The organism is Mesorhizobium sp. M7A.F.Ca.AU.002.02.1.1, assembly GCF_003998535.1.
GTDB lineage: Bacteria > Pseudomonadota > Alphaproteobacteria > Rhizobiales > Rhizobiaceae > Mesorhizobium > Mesorhizobium ciceri.
The window spans coordinates 1-1,215 of the sequence record NZ_RZPB01001204.1 but is presented as its reverse complement, the minus strand read 5'-3'; the positions used below and the strand labels follow the sequence as shown (position 1 = coordinate 1,215).

Annotated in this window: 1 protein-coding gene and 1 pseudogene; both read left to right on the top strand. The window is 62.2% G+C overall.

The window, feature by feature from the left end; genetic code table 11:
* Nucleotides 1-716, top strand: a 716-nt coding sequence (locus tag EN879_RS36470; protein WP_164774862.1) for an FAD-binding oxidoreductase, incomplete at its 5' end; no start/stop codon positions are given.
* Between the two features lie 262 nt (nucleotides 717-978).
* Nucleotides 979-1,215 (top strand): annotated as a pseudogene (locus EN879_RS36465) (SH3 domain-containing protein); the annotation flags it as partial.

Genomic DNA, 1,215 nt, shown 5'->3' with positions numbered 1-1,215 from the left:
AGCTGGTGATCGGCACAGCGCGGGTGGCAGCGCTTGCAGGCGCGCAGCTGTTCGAGGGGACTCAATCAACCGGCATCATTTCCAGTGGCGGCAAGATCAAGGTTTCGACGTCGAGAGGCACGGTGACGGCGCAGAAATGCCTGATCGCGGTCAACGCCTATGGCGGCGCGCTCGAGCCGGTGAGTGCCGCGCACGTCATGCCGATCGGTTCCTTCATCGGCGCGACCGTGCCTCTGGGAGCCGACTCGAACGTTTTGCGGGGCGGCGAGGCGGTCGACGATTCCCGCTTCGTCGTGCGCTATTTCCGCAGATCGAAGGACGGGCGGCTGCTGTTTGGCGGACGCGAGGTCTATGGCGTCAACGATCCCCGGGATATCCACATCCACATCCGTCGCCAGATCGCGGAACTCTATCCGGCGCTCGGGGATGTCGAGATCACGCATGGCTGGGGCGGCTATGTCGGCATCACGGTGCCAAGAAAGCCGTTCGTGCGCGAAGTGATGCCCAATGTGATCTCGGCCGGCGGCTATTCCGGCCACGGCGTCATGCTGTCGAACTACTTCGGTAAACTCTATGCCGAAACCGTTGCCGGCAACCGCGACCGGCTGAAGCTGATCGAGGATCTGAAAATCCCGCCTTTCCCTGGCGGCCGGCGTTTCCGCACGCCGCTGCTGTTCCTGGCGCTCAACTGGTTTGCGCTGCGCGACAGGATCTAGCCGGCCGGCCTGATGTAATATTGTAATATTTGTTGTAACATTTGTTGCCCGTGCGACGCATTGCGCAATTTCCCGCAAAGGCGCAGAATCCTCTATGTTGGCGTACTGATGCCACAATCGCAGGCGAAAGCTGCCGGTTCTGGGCGATTGTTCGGGGATTGTTGCGGGCCTGCCCGCGTTGTTTTTGGGACCGATGCGGATCAGACGCCGGACTTCCGGCACCGATTGAAAGAACGTCGGCCCGCTTATGGAGGTGGCAAGAGTGAGAGAGCCCTTCAGTTTCGGTACGCCGGAACGTCGGCGCTTTGCCATGCAGTTCGGATACGACATGCGGCCGTCCTTCTGGCAGGAAGTCCGTTCGAACTCGCATCTGGTGATTGCCGCGATCGGCACCGCCGCACTGCTTGGCGTCGCCGCCGTGGCGCTGTGGCTGGCGCTGCCGGCCAGCGACAGGCAAGCGGCAGCGAGCCCCGAACAGACCATTCCAACGGTTCCGGTG